At 69.6% G+C, this 20,289-nt stretch carries 17 protein-coding genes and 1 pseudogene; all 18 read right to left on the bottom strand.

The features are described 5' to 3' along the window. Positions 1–360 precede the first annotated feature (360 nt). The 18 genes and pseudogenes from AB0I03_RS14965 to AB0I03_RS14880 all read right to left on the bottom strand — a co-directional run bounded on the left by AB0I03_RS14965 (position 361) and on the right by AB0I03_RS14880 (position 20,069). Entirely contained in the window at positions 361–816 is a 456-nt protein-coding gene (locus tag AB0I03_RS14965) for a hypothetical protein (protein ID WP_360412185.1), read from the bottom strand. 53 nt (positions 817–869) lie between these two features. Continuing rightward, positions 870–1,067, bottom strand: coding sequence for a hypothetical protein (locus AB0I03_RS14960; RefSeq protein WP_360412182.1), 198 nt, complete (start codon positions 1,065–1,067; stop codon positions 870–872). A 131-nt stretch (positions 1,068–1,198) separates the two neighbouring features. Then, positions 1,199–3,082 carry a serine hydrolase domain-containing protein gene (locus AB0I03_RS14955; RefSeq protein WP_360412179.1) on the bottom strand — a complete coding sequence of 628 codons (1,884 nt, stop codon included), beginning with the start codon at positions 3,080–3,082 and terminating at the stop codon, positions 1,199–1,201. Between the two features lie 186 nt (positions 3,083–3,268). Continuing rightward, on the bottom strand, positions 3,269–4,807 hold the full coding sequence (gene nuoN, locus AB0I03_RS14950; protein ID WP_360412176.1) for an NADH-quinone oxidoreductase subunit NuoN: 1,539 nt from the start codon (positions 4,805–4,807) through the stop codon (positions 3,269–3,271). Beyond that, complete coding sequence (locus tag AB0I03_RS14945) at positions 4,800–6,344, bottom strand: NADH-quinone oxidoreductase subunit M (protein ID WP_360412173.1); 1,545 nt, start codon at positions 6,342–6,344, stop codon at positions 4,800–4,802. Before AB0I03_RS14945 ends, nuoN begins: the two co-directional genes overlap by 8 nt. Next, entirely contained in the window at positions 6,341–8,242 is a 1,902-nt protein-coding gene (gene nuoL / locus AB0I03_RS14940; protein ID WP_360412170.1) for an NADH-quinone oxidoreductase subunit L, read from the bottom strand. Before nuoL ends, AB0I03_RS14945 begins: the two co-directional genes overlap by 4 nt. Positions 8,243–8,252: 10 nt before the next feature. After that, a complete protein-coding gene (gene nuoK, locus AB0I03_RS14935; protein ID WP_208496840.1) occupies positions 8,253–8,552 on the bottom strand; it encodes an NADH-quinone oxidoreductase subunit NuoK in 300 nt (99 codons plus the stop codon). Then, complete coding sequence (locus AB0I03_RS14930) at positions 8,549–9,328, bottom strand: NADH-quinone oxidoreductase subunit J (protein WP_360412165.1); 780 nt, start codon at positions 9,326–9,328, stop codon at positions 8,549–8,551. Before AB0I03_RS14930 ends, nuoK begins: the two co-directional genes overlap by 4 nt. Next, positions 9,325–9,891, bottom strand: a complete 567-nt coding sequence (gene nuoI / locus AB0I03_RS14925) for an NADH-quinone oxidoreductase subunit NuoI (protein ID WP_360412162.1) — start codon at positions 9,889–9,891, stop codon at positions 9,325–9,327. The genes AB0I03_RS14930 and nuoI overlap by 4 nt, the downstream gene beginning before the upstream one ends. Beyond that, entirely contained in the window at positions 9,891–11,204 is a 1,314-nt protein-coding gene (gene nuoH, locus AB0I03_RS14920; protein ID WP_360412159.1) for an NADH-quinone oxidoreductase subunit NuoH, read from the bottom strand. The genes nuoI and nuoH overlap by 1 nt, the downstream gene beginning before the upstream one ends. Then, positions 11,204–13,687 (bottom strand): NADH-quinone oxidoreductase subunit G, encoded by a 2,484-nt coding sequence (locus AB0I03_RS14915; RefSeq protein WP_360412156.1) that lies wholly within the window; start codon positions 13,685–13,687, stop codon positions 11,204–11,206. The genes nuoH and AB0I03_RS14915 overlap by 1 nt, the downstream gene beginning before the upstream one ends. A 1-nt stretch (position 13,688) precedes the next feature. Next, a complete protein-coding gene (nuoF, locus tag AB0I03_RS14910) occupies positions 13,689–15,020 on the bottom strand; it encodes an NADH-quinone oxidoreductase subunit NuoF (protein ID WP_360412153.1) in 1,332 nt (443 codons plus the stop codon). A 17-nt stretch (positions 15,021–15,037) separates the two neighbouring features. Next, positions 15,038–15,715: pseudogene (nuoE, locus tag AB0I03_RS14905) on the bottom strand (NADH-quinone oxidoreductase subunit NuoE); the annotation flags it as partial. After that, the gene (locus AB0I03_RS14900; RefSeq protein ID WP_360412150.1) at positions 15,712–17,046 is read right to left on the bottom strand and encodes an NADH-quinone oxidoreductase subunit D; all 1,335 of its coding nucleotides are present in this window, start codon (positions 17,044–17,046) and stop codon (positions 15,712–15,714) included. The gene AB0I03_RS14900 and the pseudogene nuoE, both read right to left, overlap by 4 nt. Continuing rightward, positions 17,043–17,744, bottom strand: a complete 702-nt coding sequence (locus tag AB0I03_RS14895; protein WP_360412147.1) for an NADH-quinone oxidoreductase subunit C — start codon at positions 17,742–17,744, stop codon at positions 17,043–17,045. Before AB0I03_RS14895 ends, AB0I03_RS14900 begins: the two co-directional genes overlap by 4 nt. Next, the gene (locus AB0I03_RS14890; RefSeq protein ID WP_360412144.1) at positions 17,741–18,376 is read right to left on the bottom strand and encodes an NADH-quinone oxidoreductase subunit B family protein; all 636 of its coding nucleotides are present in this window, start codon (positions 18,374–18,376) and stop codon (positions 17,741–17,743) included. The genes AB0I03_RS14895 and AB0I03_RS14890 overlap by 4 nt, the downstream gene beginning before the upstream one ends. Before the next feature lie 9 nt (positions 18,377–18,385). Continuing rightward, the gene (locus AB0I03_RS14885; protein WP_270117280.1) at positions 18,386–18,745 is read right to left on the bottom strand and encodes an NADH-quinone oxidoreductase subunit A; all 360 of its coding nucleotides are present in this window, start codon (positions 18,743–18,745) and stop codon (positions 18,386–18,388) included. Positions 18,746–18,749: 4 nt separating this feature from the next. After that, complete coding sequence (locus AB0I03_RS14880; protein ID WP_360412141.1) at positions 18,750–20,069, bottom strand: geranylgeranyl reductase family protein; 1,320 nt, start codon at positions 20,067–20,069, stop codon at positions 18,750–18,752. Positions 20,070–20,289 lie beyond the last annotated feature (220 nt).

The raw sequence follows: 20,289 nt of genomic DNA, 5'->3' as shown, positions 1-20,289 counted from the left end.
CGAGAGAAGTTCGGGACACCACCACCGGTTCCAGTGCCCGTCTTAGGCTGCCCCAGCAGGCGACTGCTGGGGGAAGCGCCGCCACACCACGCAGCGCAGCCTGATCCCCGCACGGGATCGGGCCCCTCACCATGCCCAGGGCCGGAAACCGACCCCATGAGGGCCTCAGGAATGCCCATCCGCCAGCCGCAATGCCACCCGGTGAGCTGCAGACCTCTTTGTCGCCGCCCGCCTGAACCAGGACTGCATCGGGCCGAGAACGAAGACCCGGCCCCAGCCGAAGGGACCTCGTCGTCGCTGCCAGGGCGAACCCGAACCGGATCGGGTCACGCCATGCCGCGCTCGGCGGGTCGCGTTTGGTCAACGACCCGGCGTTGCGATGTCGCCGTTCCTTTCACTGATGTCGAAACCGGAGCCGTCGCTGAGGATGAACCGCTGGTAGGTCGCGGTGCGGGGGTTGAAGCGGCGAGGGAGGTGGCGTTCGTGGTCCGGTTCGTGGCGGAGGGTCGAGGTGGGGACTTCCAGGTCGGTGCGGAGCGTCATCGGCTCGGGGGGAAGGGAGTCGTCGGGGTCCTCGTCGGTGTGCTGATCGCGGTCGGCCTGCGGGAGCGCGTATGCGAAGGTGAACCTGGCGAACCGGCGATCAGTGAGCAGCCACAGCCCCACACCCCGGCCGGGCGTGGGTCCGCGCCGGTGGAGCACCGCTTCGCAGTCGGGATCGGAGCCGAAGACGATCGAGGTGGGCGGTACCTTCCGGGCGGTGAACAGCGGGACGTCGTCGTCGCGGTCTCCGCCGGAGAACGTGGCGTCGCCCATCCACACCGCGCCGACGAGGGTGACCGGGTAGGAGACGAAAAGCGCAGTGCGCTTCAGGGGGTTCGCCAGCGGCTTCCGCGCCTGGCCCTGTCGCCGTCGCGTTCGCGGCCGGGCACCTCGTAGTACCGGATGCCCTCGATCGAACTCCAACGAAGCTGCTCGTCCGCCGCGAGCACCTGGTCGCGGATCAGGGCCGCGGTGTCGCGTTCCGGATCGAAGGGTCGGTATCGGCCTTGCCGACTCGGCAGCATGTCGGGTCGTGACCTCCGGAGTGGGTTCTCGGAGATCCATCTTCGCATTGCGGCGCAAGGCGTTCGGTACAACGCAGCGGGGAAGCGGAAAGCCGCGGGGAGCATTCGCTCCCCGCGGCTTTCTTTGGGTGTCAGGAGAAGAGCTGCAGTGGTGCGGTGACGAAGTGGTAGTACTCGGTGACGGCGATGAAGACCGCGGCGCCGAGGATCGCGAGGGTGTAGTGGAGGCGGCGGCCGGCGGTCCACCAGCGGCGGGTCCAGGCGAGGACGGCCGTGACCAGGGCGGCCGCGGTCGCGATCGCGGCGAGCGCGAGCGGGATCGCCGCCAGCGGGACGAGCGGGGTGCCTTCGAGGAGCGCGACGATGAAGGCGTCGGTGTCGGCCAGGTATGCGGCCATGATCGCGATGAACGCGGCGCTGAGCACGCCGGCCGTGGCGGCGAGGACGAGTGCGGTGCGGCTGCCGGGGCGCGTCGCCGGGCGGCCGCGGAGGCGGCGGAAGAGCTTGCCGATCGGCCAGGCGAGGAGGCTCGCGAGGAGCAGGAGGCCTGCGGCAGCGGCGGCGAGGAGCACGTTCGTCTGCTCGAGCCAGGCGGTCTGCTCGTAGGCGGCGTCGCCGGTGTAGAGCATGGTGTCGGAGTCGTTGGTGCCGAACGCGATCAGTCGTGTGCCGTCGACTTCGCGGTAGAGGCCGTCGCCCTGGGGTTCCCAGTGCTGCTCGTCCACCTCCGGATCGTAGGAGAGGCCGGTGGTGGTGACCGTGCCGTCGTCCTCGACGGCCACGGTGATGTCGGAGCCGATGGCGAGGAACAGGTTCGAGTAGTCGCTCTCGTTCATGCGGGTCGAGCGGTAGGTGCCCGCGGCGGCCTCGACGGCCGTGTCCGGGGCGGCCGCTCCGGCGGGGCCGTCGGCTTCGGTGGCCTCGCCGAGCATGCGGTCGAGGATCGCCCTGGTGGCCTCCTCGGCGGCGAACGCGGCCCCGCCGTCGTCGCCGTCGCCGTTGAAGGCGATGTAGATCCCGAGGTCGTGGTCGGGCACGAGCGTCATGAGGCTGTGCGAGCCGGGGCCGTCGCCGCCGTGGGCGACCAGGCGGGTCGCGCCGTGGTACATCTCGTAGAACCCGAGGGCCGAGCCGGGAAGTCGCGGGTCGGGGTGGAACTGCGGGCCGTGGAGTTCGGTGAGGGCGTCGGCAGAGAGGAGCGGCCGGCCGTCACCGAGGTGGTAGGCCATGTACGCGCCCATGTCGGCGGCGGTCGCGATGATGCCGCCGGCGGGGTAGTCGCTCTCGGCCCCGCGCTCGTAGGCGACCTGCTCGCCGTCCTGGAGGGCGTAGGCGGTGGCGAGGGGTCGGTCCGCGGTGGCGGTGCCGGTGTTGACCTCGGTGTGGTCCAGGCCGAGCGGCTCGAAGACGCGCTCGGCCAGGACCTGGTCGAAGTCGACGTCGAGCGCGTCGGCGGCGGCCAGGCCCGCGAGGGCGAGCCCGGAGTTGGAGTAGGCGTACACCTCGCCGGGCGGCCTGACGCGCTCGGGGAGCTCGAGCAGGGACTCCTCCAGCCGGTCGCCGTCGTCCGCGGCACGCGCCATGAGCCCGATGATCGCCTCTTCGAACCCCGCGGTGTGGGTGAGCAGGTGCCGCAGGGTGATCGGCTGCCCGGGGTAGGCGTCCTCGACTTCGGCGTTGTCGAGGTACTCGTTGACGTCGGTGTCGAGGTCGAGGGTGCCGTCGTCCACAAGGGTCATGATCGCGGTGGCGGTGAAGGTCTTGGAGACCGAGTCGATCGGGAAGCGGGTGGCGTCGGGGTCGACCGGGGTGCCGGCGTCGATGTCGGCGAGCCCGAACCCGTACGTGGAGGTCGCACCGCCCGAGGTGACGGCGACCATGGCGCCGGGGATCCCGCGCTCTTCCATGGCCTCGGTGACGATCGCTTCGATGTCGGCGGGCTCCTGGGCACGGGCCGGGGACGCCAGAGCGCCCGCGGCGACCGCGACCGCCACCGCGGCGATGACCGTCCTCATGGGACGGAGTCTGCTCGGTTGTGCTTCGCCTCTTGGCCTTTGGATGGTGCGCATGCCTCAACGGTATGAGCGGGGGCGGGGCGGCACCATGAAGCCAGCGGGCAGGTTCGGGGTGAGGCTGGCCCCACCCGAAACGGCGAAAAGCCGCGGAGGACCGGTGGTCCCCCGCGGCTTTCACTCAGTGCGTTAGGTGTTCAGGAAGGTGCTGGCCTCGTTGACGATCTCGAGGAAGAAGTCCGGGGCGACGCCGAGGAGCATCGTGGCGACCACGCCCGCCGCGACCACCGTGCCGGCCATCGGGCTCGGCAGGTTCACCGTGGGCGCGTCCAGCGCGGGCTCGTTGAGCCAGAGCAGGACGACCACCTTCAGGTACGGGAACGCGAGGATCGCCGAGGAGACGACGCCGACGATCACGAGGCCGAGTTCGTCCGCCTGCAGCGCCGCCGCGAACAGGTTGAACTTGGCGCTGAAGCCGCTCGTGAACGGCAGGCCCGCCAGGGCGAGCATCAGGATCGTGACCACGATGGCGGTCCCCGGCGACTTCTTGCCGAGCCCCGCCCAGCGGGCCAGGTGGGTCGCCTCCTCGTCGCCGTCGCGCACCAGCGAGACGACCGCGAAGGTGGCGATCACGGTGAAGCCGTAGGCGGCCAGGTAGAACATGGTCTGGCCGACCGCCTCACCGAGGGCGATCACGCCGATGAGGAGGTAGCCCGCGTTGGCGATCGAGCTGTACGCCAAGAGCCGCTTGATGTTCCGCTGCGTGACCGCGAAGATCGCGCCGCCCAGCATCGTCGCCACGGCGATCACCGTGAGGATCAGGTGCCAGTCCCAGGCCGAGGACGCCAGGCCCACGTTGAAGACCCGCAGCAGCCCGCCGAAGGCCGCGACCTTGACGCAGGCCGCCATCAGGGCGGTCACCGGCGTCGGCGCTCCCGTGTAGACGTCGGGCGTCCACATGTGGAACGGCACCGCCGCCGCCTTGAAGAGCATCGCGACCGCGAGCATCGCGACCCCGATGTACAGGAAGATGCGCGGCTGGGCCGAGTCGACGCCCGCCTGGTTGATCCCCGCGAGGTCCACAGTGCCCGCGAAGCCGAAGAGCATCGCCATGCCGTACACGTAGAACGCGGAGGCGAACGCGCCCAGCAGGAAGTACTTGAGCGCGGCCTCCTGGCTGATGAGCCGGCGGCGCTTGGCGAGCCCGCACAGCAGGTACAGCGGCAGGCTCAGCATCTCGAGGGCGACGAACATGGTGAGCAGGTCGCCCGCGGTCACGAACATCATCATGCCGCCGACCGCGAAGAGCGTCAGCGGGAAGATCTCCGTCGCGCCGTCCTCGCGCCGCTGCTCCTTGTCCGCGGCCGAGTCGGCGACCACGGCGGCCTCGGCGACGAAGTCGCCGCCGCGCGTCGTGCGGCGCTCGGCGAGGAGCAGGACCGCGATGATCGAGAGCATCGCGAGCGTCCCCTGGAGGAACAGGCCGGGGCCGTCGAGGACGACCGAGCCGATCTCCGTGCCCTCGATCGCGAACGCCGTGCCGTTCTTGCCCTTGTTGAAGACCACGGCCACGAACGCCGCCGCCAGGGCCAGGACCGCGAGGCCCACCTGCACGACCAGCCTGCGGCCCTTGGGGACCGTGGCCTCGACGAGCAGCCCGCCGAACGCCGCGACGAACACGATGATCATGGGGGCCAGACCGGCCCAGTCGATCTGGAGCTCATTCATTGGTGACTCCTTCGGCGGCGGGCAGGTCTTCAGGGGAGCCTGAGATGAAGAGGAGCGTGTTGTCGACCGCCGGCTCGACCGCGTTGATCAGCGGCTGCGGGAAGAACCCGAAGCCGAGGATCGCGATCACCAGCGGCGCGACGAGCGCCTTCTCGCGCAACGTGAGGTCGCGCTGCATCGCGGGCACCTTGTCGAGCGCCGGGTTCCGGTCGCCCTGCATGGTGCGCTGGTACATCCAGATCACGTACGCGGCGGCGAGGATGATGCCCAGGGTCGCGACGACCGCGACCGGCTCGTTGCCGGTGAAGGCGCCGAACAGGACCAGGAACTCGGAGATGAACGGCGCGGTCCCGGGCAGCGACAGCGACGCGAGGCCCGCGAACAGGAAGATCCCCGCGAGCAGCGGCAGGGTCTTGGCGGCCCCGCCGTAGTCGGCGATCTGCGCCGAACCGCGCCGGATCGTGAGGAACCCGACGACGATGAACAGCAGGCCCGTGGCGAGCCCGTGGTTGAACATGTAGAGCACCGCGCCAGTGGCGGAGGCCTGCGTGAACGCGAAGATCCCGAGGCCGATGAATCCGAAGTGGGCGATCGACGTGTAGGCGACCAGCCGCTTCAGGTCCGTCTGCCCGATCGCGACGAACGCCGCGTAGACCACGCCGATCACGCTCATCCCGATGATCCACGGCGCGAACGTCTGCGTCGCCTCCGGGAACAGCGGGAGGCAGTAGCGCAGGATCGCGAACGTCCCGATCTTGTCCATCACGCCGACCAGCAGCGCCGCGACCGCGGCAGGCGCCGCACCGCCCGCGTCCGGCAGCCAGGTGTGGAACGGGAAGAACGGGGCCTTGATCGCGAACGCGATGAAGAAGCCCAGGAACAGCCAGTTCTGGAGCGTCCCGTCCGCCATCGGCTCGGCTTCCACGAGGGTCTGCCAGTCGAAGACGCCGCCGTTGTGCACCCACAGGCCGATGACGGCCACGAGCATGAACAGGCCGCCCAGCAGCGAGTACAGGAAGAACTTCACCGCCGCGTACTGCTTCTTCGGGCCGGTGCCGTACGAGCCGATGAGGAAGTACATCGGCACGAGCATCGCTTCGAAGAAGAAGTAGAACAGCAGGATGTTCGAGGCCAGGAACGTCGCGATCATCGCCGCTTCCAGCGCGAGGATCAGCGCGAAGAACGCCGGCACCGAGCGCTTCACCGAGTCCAGGTCGCGCCAGGCCGCGAGCATCGCGATCGGCGTCAGCCCCGCGGTGAGCAGGAGCATGAGCAGCGCGATGCCGTCGACACCCCACGACAGGTTCAGGTCCCAGGTGTCCACCCACGCATACGACTCCGTGAACTGGAGCCACGGCGCGCCCGCGGAGTAGTCGAAGCCGACCGCCACGAGCACCGCGATCACCGCGACCAGCCCGGAGACCGCGAGCGCGGTCCAGCGGGCCGCGTCGGCGTTCTCGCGGCGAATCGACGCGACGACCACGGCCCCGATCAGGGGCACGGCGACCAGCGCCGACAGCAACGGGAGTTCGTTCATTGCACGACCACCACCATGAGCGCGGCCACCAGGATGACCGCACCGGAAAGAATCGACAGGGCATAGGAGCGCACGAAACCGGTCTGCACCACGAGCAGGCGGCGCGAGGTGCCGCCGATCGCGGCGGACAGGCCGTTCACGGCACCGTCGACGACCCGGCCGTCCACGGCGACCGAGGCGCTGGCGGCCAGGCGGCTCGGGCGTTCGAAGAGCCCGCGGTTGACGGCCTCGCCGCCGAGGTCGGCGCGGGCGAAGCGCACCGGCCAGGCGGCGGCGCGCGGCACTTCGTCCGTGCCGCCTCGGAACAGGAGCCAGCCCAGGCCCGCGCCGAGGACCACCACGACGGTGGTGGCGACGGTGACCTGCATGTGGCTGAGGTGGCCGTGGACCTCGTGGGGCTCGCCGAAGACGGGGGTGAGCCATTCGGGGACCGAGGTGGCCATGAGGCCGCCGGCGGCGAGCGAGCCGAGGCCGAGCAGCACCAGCGGCACGGTCATGATCGCCGGGGACTCGTGCGGGTGCACGTCGTCCGTCCAGCGCTTGGGGCCGTGGAAGGTGAGCACGAACAGGCGGGTCATGTAGAACGCCGTCAGTGCCGCGCCCAGGAGCGCGGCGCCGCCGACGACCCAGCCCTGCCAGCCTTCGCGGGCGAACGCGTCGTGGATGATCGGGTCCTTGGTGAAGAAGCCCGAGAACGGGAACAGGCCGATGATCGCGAGCCATCCGGCCGCGAAGGTCGCGTACGTGAACGGCATGACCCGCCAGAGCCCGCCGAAGCGGCGGATGTCGGTCTGGTCGTTCATGGCGTGCATGACCGAGCCGGAGCCGAGGAACAGGCCGGCCTTGAAGAAGCCGTGGGCCAGCAGGTGGATGATGCCGAGCGCGAACGCCCCGCCGCCGAGGCCGACCGCGAGGAACATGTAGCCGATCTGCGAGACCGTGGACCAGGCGAGGACGCGCTTGATGTCGTCCTTCGCACAGCCCACGATCGCTCCGAAGAGGAGGGTCAGGGCGCCGACGATGACGACGGCGGTCTGCACGTCCGCGTTGAGGCTGAAGATGACGTGCGAGCGGGCGATGAGGTACACGCCCGCGGTGACCATGGTGGCCGCGTGGATGAGCGCGGACACCGGGGTCGGGCCCTCCATGGCGTCCGGGAGCCAGGTCTGGAACGGGAACTGGCCGGACTTGCCGCAGGCGGCGGCGAGGAGCAGCAGCCCGATGGCGAGGCTCGTGCCGGTGGAGAGCGACGCGGCGCCGTTGAAGACGCCCGCGAAGTCCACGGTGCCGAGGGCGCCGATCATCGTGAACATCGCCAGGAGGAACCCGACGTCGGCCACGCGGTTGGTGAGGAAGGCCTTCTTCCCGGCGGTCGCCGCGGCGGGCTTGGCCTGCCAGAACGAGATGAGGAGGTACGAGGCGAGGCCCACGCCCTCCCAGCCGATGAAGGTCATGAAGTAGTTGCCGCCGAGCACGAGGACGAGCATCGCGGCGGCGAACAGGTTGAAGTAGGCGAAGAACTTCCGGCGCTCGGGGTCGTGCGCCATGTAGCCGACCGCGTAGACGTGGATGAGGAAGCCGACGCCGGTGATGAGCAGGCAGAAGACCGCGCTCAGCGGGTCGAAGAGCAGGTTCGCCTCGACGTTCAGGTCCCCGACGGAGATCATCGTGAACAGGTGGAGGTCCGCGCTCTTGTTCTCCAGGCCCGCGAGCGAGCCGAACATCGCCAGGGCGAGCGCGAAGGCGCCGCCGATCGTGGCGACGCCGAGCCAGTGGCCCCACTTGTCGGCTCTGCGGCCGGCGAGCAGCAGGACCGCGGCGCCGATCGCGGGCAGGGCGATGAGCAGCCACGCCAGCGAGAGGACCCCTTCGGCCGGGGCGTACGAGATTTCGTCCACTGTGTCCTCTCTAGGCCTTCAGCAGGTTGGCGTCGTCGACGGAGGCGGAGCGCCGGGACCGGTAGATCGCCATGATGATCGCCAGGCCGACGACGACCTCGGCGGCGGCCACGGCCATCACGAAGAAAGCCATCACCTGCCCGTCGATGTTGCCGCTGGTGCGGGCGAAGGTGACCAGGGTCAGGTTCCCGGCGTTGAGCATCAGCTCCACGCACATGAACACGACGATCGAGTTGCGCCGCACCAGGACGCCGACCGCGCCGATCGTGAACAGCGCGGCGGCCAGGATCAGGTAGTACTCAGGGCTCATGCGTCCCGTCCTTCCGTGTGCTTCGGCGCGGCTTCAGCGGCCGTGAGCTGGCGCGGCGGGACGTACTCCGACAGCGACGCGGGCTCGATCGAGCCGTCCGGCCGCAGCGCGGGCGTCGCGGTCGAGTCCGAGGTCGCGAACACGCCCGGGCCGGGCTTCGGGCCCGGGTAGACGCCGGGGGCGAACCGCTCGCGGCTGTGCTCCTTCTGCCCGCGGTGGCCGCCCTTCTTGGCGACGTGCGCGAACATCAGGGCGCCGACGGCGGCCACGGTGAGCACGCCCGAGACGACCTCGAACGGGAACAGGTAGGTCGTGAACAGCGCTTCGGCGATGGCCTCGACGTTCGACTGCGCGCCGGTGGCCCAGCGCGGGTCGGCCGCGATCGTCATGCCCGAGACCGCGCGGGCGAGCCCGGAGGACAGGAGCGCCGCCAGGCCGATGCCGAGGCACACGGCGAGGAGGCGCTGCCCGCGCAGCGTCTCGAACATGGAGTCCTTCGAGTCGCGCCCGAACAGCATGAGCACGAACAGGAACAGCATCATGATCGCGCCGGTGTACACCATGATCTGCACGAACCCGAGGAACGGGGCGGCCTGCATGATGTAGAAGACCGCCAGGCACATCATGGTGATCGCGAGCATCAGCGCCGCGTGGATCGCCGAGCGCGCCAGCACGAGGCCCATGGCCCCGCCGAGCGCGATCGGCGCGAGGATCCAGAAGAACACCGACTCGCCCGCGGACGCATTCTGGGCGACGGTCTGCGCGAGGTCGATCACTGCTCGGCCCTTCGGTTCTGCGCCAGCATCTCGGTGAGCGAGAACTCCGCGCCCTCGCTCGCCCCGGGGTTGCGGGGGCCCGACTCGTAGTAGGCCTTCTCGCTGTCGCCCAGGCGCATCGGGTGCGGCGGCTGCTCCATGCCCTCCAAGAGCGGAGCCAGCAGCTCCTCCTTGGTGAAGATGAGGTCGCGGCGGTCGTCGCGGGCCAGCTCGTACTCGTTGCTCATCGTGAGCGAGCGGGTCGGGCAGGCCTCGATGCACAGGCCGCAGAAGATGCAGCGCGCGTAGTTGATCTGGTAGGTCTTGGCGTACCGCTCGCCGGGCGAGAACCGCTCGGCCTCGGTGTTCTCCGCGCCTTCGACGTAGATCGCGTCGGCCGGGCAGGCCCAGGCGCACAGCTCGCAGCCGATGCACTTCTCGAGCCCGTCAGGGTGGCGGTTGAGCACGTGCCGGCCGTGGTAGCGCGGCTCGAGCTTCGAGGGCTCCTCCGGGTAGTCCACGGTGACCTTGGGCTTGAACATGTGCGAGAAGGTGACGCCGAAGCCTTTTGCGAAACCGGACATTACTCCTCCTCTCCATTGTCGTGGGAACGAGAGCCGTTGACGGGAACGGCGGTGCTGGCCGGTTCGAGTTCCTTGAGGGCCCTCGGGTTCGGCGGGACGACCAGGTCCATCGGCGGGACGGGGAAGCCGCCCATGCCGGTGTCCGGCTCGGCCGGCGGGTCGTACTGCTTCCGGCTGGGCCAGAAGAAGATCAGGGCCATCACGACGATCGCCGCACCGCCAGCGAAGGCGATCCGGGTCGGCAGGTCGTTGTCGGTGTCGAGGCCGATGTTCATGGCCGCCAGGACCATGAGCCACACCAGCGAGACCGGCACGAGGACCTTCCAGCCCAGGCGCATGAACTGGTCGTAGCGCAGGCGCGGCAGCGTGCCGCGCAGCCACACGTAGAAGAACAGGAACGCCAGGACCTTCCCGAAGAACCAGACGAGCGGCATGAACCCCTCGTTCGCGCCCGGCCACCACGAGTTCGGGAACGGCGCGGCCCAGCCGCCCAGGAAGAGCGTCACGCACAGGGCCGACATCGTGACCATGTTGACGTACTCGGCCAGGAAGAACGACGCGTACTTCAAGCTCGAGTACTCGGTCGCGAAGCCCGCCACCAGCTCCGACTCCGCTTCCGGAAGGTCGAACGGCGCGCGGTTGGTCTCGCCGACCATCGAGATCACGAAGATCACGAAGCTCGGCGCGAGGATGATGAAGTACCAGCCCGGCAGCGTGATCTCCGTGCCGCCGAAGTTCAGCGGCAGGCCCTGCGCCTGCGCCTCCACAATGGCGCCCGTGGACATCAGCTGCGACTGGAAGAAGACCGTCAGGACCGCCAGGCCCAGCGCGATCTCGTACGAGATCACCTGCGCCGCAGCGCGAAGCGCGCCCAGCAGCGAGTACGTGGAGCCGGAGGACCAGCCCGCGAGCACGATCCCGTAGACGCCGACCGCCGAGCACGCGAGGATGAGCAGCACGCTCACCTCGAAGTCGGTGAGCTGCAGCTCGGTCTCGATCCCGAAGATGTTCACCTCGGGCCCGAACGGGATCACCGCGAACGCCGTGAACGCGCAGGCCACCGCGATGACCGGGGCCGCGATGAACACGACCTTGTCGGCCGTCCGCGGCATCACGTCCTCTTTGAACGCCAGCTTCAGGCCGTCCGCGAGCGACTGCAGCAGACCGAAGGGCCCGTTGCGGTTCGGCCCCGGCCGCACCTGCATGATCGCCACCACGCGCCGCTCGTACCAGATGGTGAAGAGCACCAGCAGCACGAGCACCACGAAGACGAGCACGCCCTTGACGAGCATGAGCCAGATCGGATCGTTCATCACTTGACCGCCTCCACGGATTCACCGTCGCCCGGCGACGCTTGCGAGCCGACAGCGTGCTCGGCGGCAGCGGCCGGGCGGGGGACGTTCGGGTAGGCGCGGATCGTGACCACATCGCCCGAACCGGCGCCGAGGTGGCGGTAGATCCCGCGACCCGGCGCGTTCTGCGGCAGCCAGACCACGCCCTCGGGCATGTCGGTGACCCTGAGCGGCAGCGTGATCCCGCCGATCGCGGTCGCCACGGTCACCCCGCTGCCCTCGCTCGCGCCGATCGCCTTCGCCGTGGCGGCGCTCAGCCGCACCACCGGGTCGGGGGCGCAGCCGGCGAGGTGCGGGTTGTTCTCCTGGAGCGAACCGCCGTCGAGCAGCTGACGCCACGTCGCGAGCACGGCCTTGCCGTCCTCATGGGCGTGCGCGGGCCGGTCCGAGGACCAGTCCGGCGCGGGCTGGCGCGTGATCGGGTCCGGGAGCCCGGCGAGTTCGCCGCGCACCGTGCGGGTCTCGGCGAGGCCCAGCTTGAAGCCCATGGCCTCCCCGAGCGTGTCGAGCACCGCGTGGTCCGACATGAGATCCGTCGGGATCACCGTGTCGAAGGTCCGCAGGCGCCCCTCCCAGTCGAAGTACGCGCCGGGCTTGCCGGTCACCGGAGCGACCGGCAGGATCACGTCGGCCACGCGGGTCACGGCCGAGTGCCGGATCTCCAGGGAGACCACGAACCGGGCCGCGTACAGGGCCGCCTCCACAGCGGGACCGTCCGCGAAGTCGTACGGGTCCACACCGCCGATGAGCAGCGCGTCCAGCTCGCCGTCAGCGGCGGACTGGAGGATGTCCCAGGCCCCGCGGCCGTCATTGCCGGGCAGGGACTCGACGCCCCAGTACTCGGCCAGCTGCTCGCGGTCCGCCGCATAGGAGGCGAGGCCGCCGCCCGGCAGCAGGCCGGGAAGGCACCCGGCTTCGACCGCGCCGCGGTCGCCCGCGCGCCGGGGAATCCAGGCGATCCGCGCGCCCGTGACCCTGGCCAGCCGGACGGCCGCCGAGAACGCGCCCTCCACAGTGGCCAGACGCTCGCCGAGCAGGATGACCGCGCCGTCCTCGCCGAGCGCGTCGCGCAGGAAGCCGCCGCGGCTCCAGCCGTCGAGCATCTCGGCCTCCTCACCGGGCAGGGCCTCGATGAGGTTCGCGTTGAGCTTGGCGGTGCCGCGCGTCGCGAACGGCGCGACCACGTGCACGCGCTGGCCGTTGCTGCGCACGGCTTTGCGCAGGCGCAGGAAGGCGATCGGGCATTCCTCTTCGACCTCGAGGCCCACGGTGAGGACCACGGGGGCCTTCTCCAGGTCCTCATAGGTGACCGCGCCGCTGGAGGGGTAGACCCCGGCCACGGCGTGCGCCAGGAACTCCGACTCCTCAGTGGAGTGGGGGCGGGAGCGGAAGTCGATGTCGTTGGTGCCGAGGGCGACCCGTGCGAACTTCGCGTACGCGTAGGCGTCCTCGACGGTGAGGCGGCCCCCGGGGAGGACGCCGACCCGGCCGGTCGCTTCAGCGAGTCCGGCGGCCGCGCGGCGCAGGGCCTCGGGCCAGGACGCCTCGCGCAGCGACCCGTCGGGGTCGCGGACCAGCGGCTTCGTGATGCGGTCGGCGGCCTCGATGTAGGAGGAGCCCCAGCGGCCCTTGTCGCAGTTCCACTCCTCGTTCACCGCCGGGTCCTCGCCCGCGAGGCGGCGCATGACCTTGCCGCGGCGGTGGTCCGAGCGCTGCGCGCACCCGGCCGAGCAGTGCTCGCACACGCTCGGCGTCGACACGAGGTCGAACGGCCTGGAGCGGAACCGGTACTGCGTGCCGGTGAGCGCGCCGACCGGGCAGATCTGGACGGTGTTGCCCGAGAAGTAGGACTCGAACGGCTCGTCCTCGTAGACGCCCACCTGCTCCAGCGCGGAGCGCTCCATGAGCTCGATGAACGGGTCGCCCGCGACTTGGTCGGAGAAGCGGGTGCAGCGCGCGCAGAGCACGCAGCGCTCGCGGTCGAGCAGCACCTGGGAGGAGATCGGCAGCGCCTTCTTGTAGTGGCGCTTGTCCTCGGGCTCCATGCGCGTCTCGGTGCGGCCGGTGCTCATGGCCTGGTTCTGGAGCGGGCACTCGCCGCCCTTGTCGCAGACCGGGCAGTCCAGGGGGTGGTTGATCAGGAGGAACTCCATGATCCCCTCCTGGGCCTCCTTGGCGACCTCGCTGGTGTGCTGGGTCTTGACGACCATGCCCTCCATGGCGGTGGTCGTGCAGGAGGCGGCGGGCTTGGGCATGCCGCGGCCGTTGCCCATGTCGGGAACGTCCACAAGGCACTGGCGGCAGGCGCCGGCCGGTTCGAGGAGCGGGTGGTCGCAGAAGCGGGGGATCTCGATGCCGAGCTGCTCGGCGGCCCGGATGATCAAGGTGCCCTTGGGGACCGTGACTTCGACGCCGTCGATGGTGAACGTGACTTGATCGGTCATGTCAGTGCGCTCCGATCTTTTCAGCGTCGAAGAGGGCGGGCTTGTGCCCCTCGATGTAGTCGAGGTAGTCCTGGCGGAAGAACTTCAGCGAGGACGTGACGCACGAGGTCGCGCCGTCGCCGAGACCGCAGAAGGAGCGGCCGAGGAGGTTCTTGCACGCGGACTCGAGGAGCTTGAGGTCGCCCAGCTGCCCGCGGCCGGAGAGGATGCGCTCGTAGACGCGCACCATCCAGTAGTTGCCCTCGCGGCACGGCGTGCACTTGCCGCAGGACTCGTGGGCGTAGAACTTGATCCAGCGCCAGCAGGAGACCACCGGGCAGTCCTGGTCGGAGAAGATCATGACGGCGGTGGTGCCGAGGATCGAGCCGGCCTTGGCGACGTTGTCGAAGTCGAGCGGGACGTCGATCGAGTCGGCCGAGAGCATCGGGGTCGAGGATCCGCCGGGCGTGAAGTACCGCAGCTCGTGGCCGTCCTCCATGCCGCCGGCGAGTTCGATGAGCTCGCGGAGCGTGGTGCCCAGCGAGCACTCGTACTGGCCGGGGCGCTTGACGCGGCCCGACAGCGAGTAGATCATCGTGCCCGCGGCGTTCTCGGAGCCGAGGTCCTTCCACCACTGCGCGCCGCCGAGCACGATGTGCGGGACGGCGGCGATGGAGCCGACGTTGTTGATGCAGGTGGGCTTGTTGTAGAGCCCGTGCGTGGCGGGGAAGGGCGGGCGCAGGCGCGGCTGGCCGCGCTTGCCCTCGAGGGAGTCGAGGAGGGCGGTCTCTTCGCCGCAGATGTAAGCGCCTGCGCCGGAGTGGATCACGACCTCGAGCTCGAAGCCGCTGCCGAGGATGTCCTTGCCGAGGTAGCCGGCCTCCTTGGCTTCCCTGACCGCGTTGCGCAGGCGGCGGGCCGCGTGGATCGCCTCGCCGCGCACGTACACGAAGGCCCGGGAGGCCTTGATGGCGTAGGAGGCGATGATGATGCCCTCGATGAGCGAGTGCGGGTCGTTCATCATGAGCGGCAGGTCCTTGCAGGTGCCCGGCTCGCCTTCGTCGGCGTTGACGACCAGGTAGTGCTCCTGGCCGTCGTCGGGCACGAACTGCCACTTCATGCCGACGGGGAACCCGGCGCCGCCGCGTCCCCTGTGGCCGGACTCCTTCATGAACGTGATGAGGTCGCCCTCGGAGTACTGGAGCGCCTTGCGGAGCGCCTTGTAGCCGTCGAGCTGCTCGTAGACGTCGAGCTTCCACGCGCCGGGGGACATCCAGCGCTTCGTGACGACGGGCTTGAGCTTGTTGAGGGCGTCCTCGCGGGGCCGCCGGGGACCGGGCACGGTAACGCTCACTTCGCTTCCTCGGGTTGCTTGGCCAGCAAAGGCGCGGTGGGGTCGAACGCGGGTGCGGTGATCCCGGCTTCCGCCGCGAGGCGGGCCCCGGCGAGCGTGGCGTCGCCCTGGGCGTTGCCTTCGAGCCCGGCGGTGCGCTCCTCGTCGAACCCGGCCAGCTGCACCGAGATCTCCCGCAGTGTGCACAGTGGAGCACCGCGGCTGGGGACGGGGCGGCGGCCCTCTTTGAGCTCGCGCACGAGCTCGAGGGAGCGGTCCTCGTCCATGTCGTCGTAGAACTCGTAGTTGACGGTGACGACGGGCGCGTAGTCGCACGCGGCGAGGCACTCGGCGTGCTCCAGCGTGATCTTGCCGTCCGCGGTCGTCTCGTTGTGGCCGACGTCGAGCTCGTCGCTCAGCGCGTCGAAGACCTTCTGCCCGCCCTTGACCTGGCAGAGGGTGTTGGTGCACACCGAGACCAGCCAGTCGCCGGCCGGTTCGCGCTTGTACATGGTGTAGAAGGTCGAGACCGCCTGCACCTGGGCCTTGGTGATGTTCAGGACCTCGGCGCAGAAGGCGATGCCCTCGTCCGAGACGTAGCCGTCGTGCGACTGCACCAGGTGCAGCAGCGGCAGGAGCGCCGAGCGCTCGCGGCCCTCGGGGTAGCGGACGAGGATGGCCTCGGCCTGCTCGCGGATCTTCTCCGGGTAGTTCACCTGTCGCAACCTCCCATGACCGGGTCGAGCGAGGCCCCGCCCGCGATGACGTCCGCGAGCAGGCCGCCTTCGGCGAGCGCGGGGATCGACTGCAGGTTGATGAAGGAGGGCTCTCGCATGTGGACGCGGAACGGCCTCGTGCCGCCGTCGGAGACGGCGTGGATGCCGAGCTCGCCGCGTGGCGCCTCGATGGCGGTGTACACCTGCCCGGCCGGGACCCGGAAGCCCTCGGTGACGAGCTTGAAGTGGTGGATCAGCGCCTCCATCGACTGGCTCATGATGTGCCGGATGTGGTTGAGGCTGTTGCCCATGCCGTCGCCGCCGAGGGCGAGCTGCGCGGGCCAGGCGATCTTCTTGTCCTCGACCATGACCGGGCCGGGCTCGAGCTTGTCCAGGCCCTGGCTGATGATCTTGAGGCTCTCGCGGATCTCGTCGAGGCGCACGACGTAGCGGGCCCAGGCGTCGGCCCCGTTGTGGGTCGGCACCTCGAAGTCGTACTCCTCGTAGCCGCAGTACGGCATGGTCTTGCGCAGGTCCCAGGCGAGACCGGCGGACCGCAGGACCGGGCCGGTGACGCCGAGGGCGAGGCAGCCGGAGACGTCGAGGTAGCCGACGCCCTGGGTGCGCTCCTGCCAGATGGCGTTGCCGGTGAGCAGGCCCTCGTAGTCGTCGAGGCCCTGCGGCATGTACTCCACGAAGTCGCGGATCATCTTGACGCCGTCGCGCGGGAGGTCCTGGGCGACGCCGCCGGGGCGCACGTACGCCATGTTCATGCGCAGGCCGCAGACGGCCTCGAAGATGTCGAGGATCTTCTCGCGGTCGCGGAAGCCGTAGATCATCATCGAGAGCGCGCCGAGCTCCATGCCGGTGGTCGCCAGGGCCACGAGGTGGGAGCTGATGCGGTTGAGCTCCATCATGATCACGCGGATCACGTCGGCGCGCCGGGGGACGGTGATGCCGAGCAGCTTCTCCACCGCGAGGCAGTACGCGGTCTCGTTGAAGATCGGCGCGAGGTAGTCGGCGCGGGTCACGAAGGTCGTGCCCTGGGTCCAGTTGCGGTACTCGAGGTTCTTCTCGATCCCGGTGTGGAGGTAGCCGACGATGGGGCGGACCGAGCGGACGGTCTCGCCCTCGAGCTCGCAGACCAGGCGGAGCACGCCGTGCGTGGACGGGTGCTGCGGGCCGAGGTTGACGATGAGGCGCTCTTCGCTGACCGGGTCGACCGAGGCGACGAGCTCGTCCCAGTCCCCGCCGGTGACGGTGTAGACGCGGCCTTCGGTGGTGTCGCGCTCAGCGGCGTAAGCGTCTTGGGCGTTCTCTGTGGCGGTCACTTGTAAGCCCTCCGTTCGTCCGGCGGCGGGATGTGCGCCCCCTTGTATTCGACGGCGATGCCTCCGAGCGGGTAGTCCTTCCGCTGCGGGAAGCCCTCCCAGTCGTCGGGCATGAGGATGCGGGTGAGGTGCGGGTGGCCCTCGAAGACGACGCCGAACATGTCGTACGCCTCCCGCTCCTGCCAGTCGGCGGTCGGGTACACCGCGGTCACCGAGGCGACCGTGGGGTGGTCAAGGCCCACAGCGGTTTCGAGGCGCACGCGGCGCCGGTAGGTCATCGAGGTCAGGTGGTAGGCGATGTGGAGCCGGTTGCGCTGGTCCGGGTAGTCCACACCGGACACCGAGTTGCAGAGCTCGAAGCGCAGGCTCTCGTCGTCGCGCATGGTCTTGCAGACCTCGGCGACGCGGTCGGGCGCGATGTGGATGGTGAGCTCGCCGCGGTCCACGATCACCGCACGGGTGATCTCGTCGCCGTGCGCTTCGCGCAGGGCCGCGAGGATCTCGTCGAAGTAGCCGCCGAGCGGTTCGGGCGTCGAGACGATCTCCCCCGCGCTCGGCGTGGCCTGCACGAGGCCGCCGAAGCCGGAGGTGTCGCCGGTGTCGGCGACGCCGAAGAGGCCCTTCGGGCGCTGGATGCCGACGGGCTGGACGTCGTCCGGGGCCGCGCTGCCCGTTCCCGTGGGATCGGAGGAGGTCATCGCTTCGCCACCGCCTTCCGGATGCGCAGCTGCTCTTCCGTTCCGGCTTCCACGGCCTCGGTCCACTCCTTCTTGCGCTGCTTGTTGAAGCGGTAGGAGGACGGCATCGCGCCGGGCTTGACCACGGGCTCGGGGAGGTCGGCGAGGGCCTGGCGGCGCTTCTCGCCGAGAGGCTCGTGCTGGACCTTCTCGTGGAGCTTGAGGATCGCGTCGAGCAGCATCTCCGGGCGCGGAGGGCAGCCGGGGAGGTACATGTCGACCGGGACGACGTGGTCGACGCCCTGCACGATCGCGTAGTTGTTGAACATGCCGCCGGAGGTGGCGCACACGCCCATCGAGAGGACCCACTTCGGTTCGGGCATCTGGTCGTAGATCTGGCGCAGGACGGGGGCCATCTTCTGGCTCACGCGCCCGGCCACGATCATCAGGTCGGCCTGGCGCGGGGAGGCGCGGAAGACCTCCATGCCGAAGCGGCCGGTGTCGTAGCGGGCGGCGCCGGTGGCCATCATCTCGATGGCGCAGCAGGCGAGCCCGAACGTGGCGGGCCACATCGACGACTTGCGCGTCCAGTTCACCAGGGCCTCAACAGTGGTGAGGATGATGCCCTGCGGGAGTTTCTCTTCTACACCCATGTCGGTTCCTCAGTCCCAGTCCAGTCCGCCGCGGCGCCATTCATAGGCGTAGGCGACGAACAGCGCGGCGATGAACATGAAGACGGCCCAGAACCCGAAGATCCCGAGGACGTCGTGGTGGACCGCCCACGGCACGAGGAAGATGATCTCGATGTCGAAGACGATGAACAGCATCGCGGTGAGGTAGAACTTCACCGGGAACTTCGTGGGCCCCGAGGTCGTGGGGGCCGGCTCGATGCCGCATTCGTAAGGGTCGTACTTGGCGCGGTTCTTCCGGTGCGGGCCGGTGATGCGCGAGGCGACCACCGAGACGATGCCGAAACCGGCGCCGATCGCGAACATGATCACTACGGGCACATAGACTTCCACGTTCTCAGACCCTTCTTCCGGCGAAGCTTGCGAGCCGGACTTGTGTACTGCCGAGAGTCGGGGTGACGATCCGCATGCCGTTGACGATCCGGTCGGCGGTGTCGCGCCCGGGTCGGTCGGTGAGGTTCGCCAGCAGTTTCAACACGACGCGCATGAGCGCGGGACGCTTCAGGCCGTGCTCGGTGCACAGCTTCATCACGGCGGGCTTGCCGATGAGGGTCGAGAAGATGCCGCCCATGCGGTAGTACGAGCCCCAGAGGTCGTCCATCCGGTCGGCGTAGGTCCGCAGGATCGCTTCGCGGCGCGGCACCGAGCGGGCCTTGAGCGCTTGGGCGACAACAGAGGCGGCGACCTCGCCGGCCTCGACGGCGTAGGCGATGCCCTCGCCGTTGAAGGGGTTGACCATGCCGCCGGAGTCGCCCACGAGCATGAGGCCGCGGCTGTAGTGCGGGGTCCGGTTGAAGCCCATGGGAAGCGCGGCCCCGCGCACGGGCCCGTCGGCGTTCGCCTCGTCGGCCAGGCCCCACTCCTCGGGAGTGTTGGCGAGCCAGTCGCGCAGCAGCGCACGGTAGTCGGTCTTGCCGTAGCCCTCGGAGGAGTTGAGCACCCCGAGGCCGACGTTCACGCGGCCGTCGCCGAGGCCGAAGATCCAGCCGTAACCCGGCTGCAGCACGTCCGGCTCGGCGGCGGTGCGCAGCGCGAGCCAGGACTCGAGGTAGTCGTCGTCGTGCTTGGCCGGGGACTGGTAGTACTGGCGGACCGCAACGCCCATGGGGCGCTTCTCGTTCCGCTTGAGGCCCAAGGCGAGTGCGAGCCGGCCGGAGACGCCGTCGGCGGCGATGACGAGCGGCGCGCGGTAGGCGACCTGCTCGCCGTCCTTGACCGCGGTGACGCCGCAGACGCGCCCGGCGAGGTCGAAGACCGGCGCGGTGACCTTGACGCCGCACAGGAGTTTCGCCCCGGCGGCGACGGCGCGGTCGGCGAGGATCTGGTCGAAGTCGAGGCGGGTGCGGGTGAGGCCGTAGTTCGGGAAGTGCTCGAGGACGGGCCAGTCGAGCTCGATGGCGATGTCGTCGGCGACGACGCGGAGGCCGCGGTTGCGGATCCAACCGGCGGACTCGGAGGTGTCGACGCCCATCTTGAGCAGCTGCGCGACGGCGCGGGGGGTGAGGCCGTCGCCGCAGACCTTCTCGCGCGGGAAATGGGTCTTCTCCAGCAGCAGAACGTCGAGCCCCCGGGAGGCCAGGTGGTAGGCCGCGGCCGAACCACCAGGTCCCGCGCCGACGACGATGACGTCGGCCTCGGGGGTTGCGTGAGTGGTCACGGGCGTCCTCTCAGGCGAACGGGGCGGTGATCCTTGTAACGACCATGCTGCTTGTGAAGCTCTTCACAAGCGTTTGCCGCAAGTCTAGAACTCCGCTATCCACGCCCTGTCACTTAGGTCCGCCTAAGTAGTCATTATTCGAGGTCACGATGCATACAGACGTGCCTGAACCAGAGTTGCGCAAGCGAAGCGAGCGGCTGGGGTGGGCTATGACCGGGCA

Source organism: Glycomyces sp. NPDC021274, from assembly GCF_040641195.1.
In the GTDB taxonomy this organism is placed as follows: domain Bacteria; phylum Actinomycetota; class Actinomycetes; order Mycobacteriales; family Micromonosporaceae; genus Glycomyces.
The sequence above is the reverse complement of the archived record's forward strand: the minus strand, read 5'-3'. Positions and strand labels throughout refer to the sequence as shown.

What these genes read in the sequence shown, in the direction of transcription:
- AB0I03_RS14965 (WP_360412185.1), bottom strand. Translation starts at nt 816, where the DNA reads ATGGGCGACGCCACGTTCTCCGGCGGAGACCGCGACGACGACGTCCCG.
- AB0I03_RS14960 (WP_360412182.1), bottom strand. Translation starts at nt 1,067, where the DNA reads ATGCTGCCGAGTCGGCAAGGCCGATACCGACCCTTCGATCCGGAACGC.
- AB0I03_RS14955 (WP_360412179.1), bottom strand. Translation starts at nt 3,082, where the DNA reads ATGAGGACGGTCATCGCCGCGGTGGCGGTCGCGGTCGCCGCGGGCGCT.
- nuoN (WP_360412176.1), bottom strand. Translation starts at nt 4,807, where the DNA reads ATGAATGAGCTCCAGATCGACTGGGCCGGTCTGGCCCCCATGATCATC.
- AB0I03_RS14945 (WP_360412173.1), bottom strand. Translation starts at nt 6,344, where the DNA reads ATGAACGAACTCCCGTTGCTGTCGGCGCTGGTCGCCGTGCCCCTGATC.
- nuoK (WP_208496840.1), bottom strand. Translation starts at nt 8,552, where the DNA reads ATGAGCCCTGAGTACTACCTGATCCTGGCCGCCGCGCTGTTCACGATC.
- nuoI (WP_360412162.1), bottom strand. Translation starts at nt 9,891, where the DNA reads ATGTCCGGTTTCGCAAAAGGCTTCGGCGTCACCTTCTCGCACATGTTC.
- nuoH (WP_360412159.1), bottom strand. Translation starts at nt 11,204, where the DNA reads ATGAACGATCCGATCTGGCTCATGCTCGTCAAGGGCGTGCTCGTCTTC.
- AB0I03_RS14915 (WP_360412156.1), bottom strand. Translation starts at nt 13,687, where the DNA reads ATGACCGATCAAGTCACGTTCACCATCGACGGCGTCGAAGTCACGGTC.
- AB0I03_RS14895 (WP_360412147.1), bottom strand. Translation starts at nt 17,744, where the DNA reads ATGACCTCCTCCGATCCCACGGGAACGGGCAGCGCGGCCCCGGACGAC.
- AB0I03_RS14890 (WP_360412144.1), bottom strand. Translation starts at nt 18,376, where the DNA reads ATGGGTGTAGAAGAGAAACTCCCGCAGGGCATCATCCTCACCACTGTT.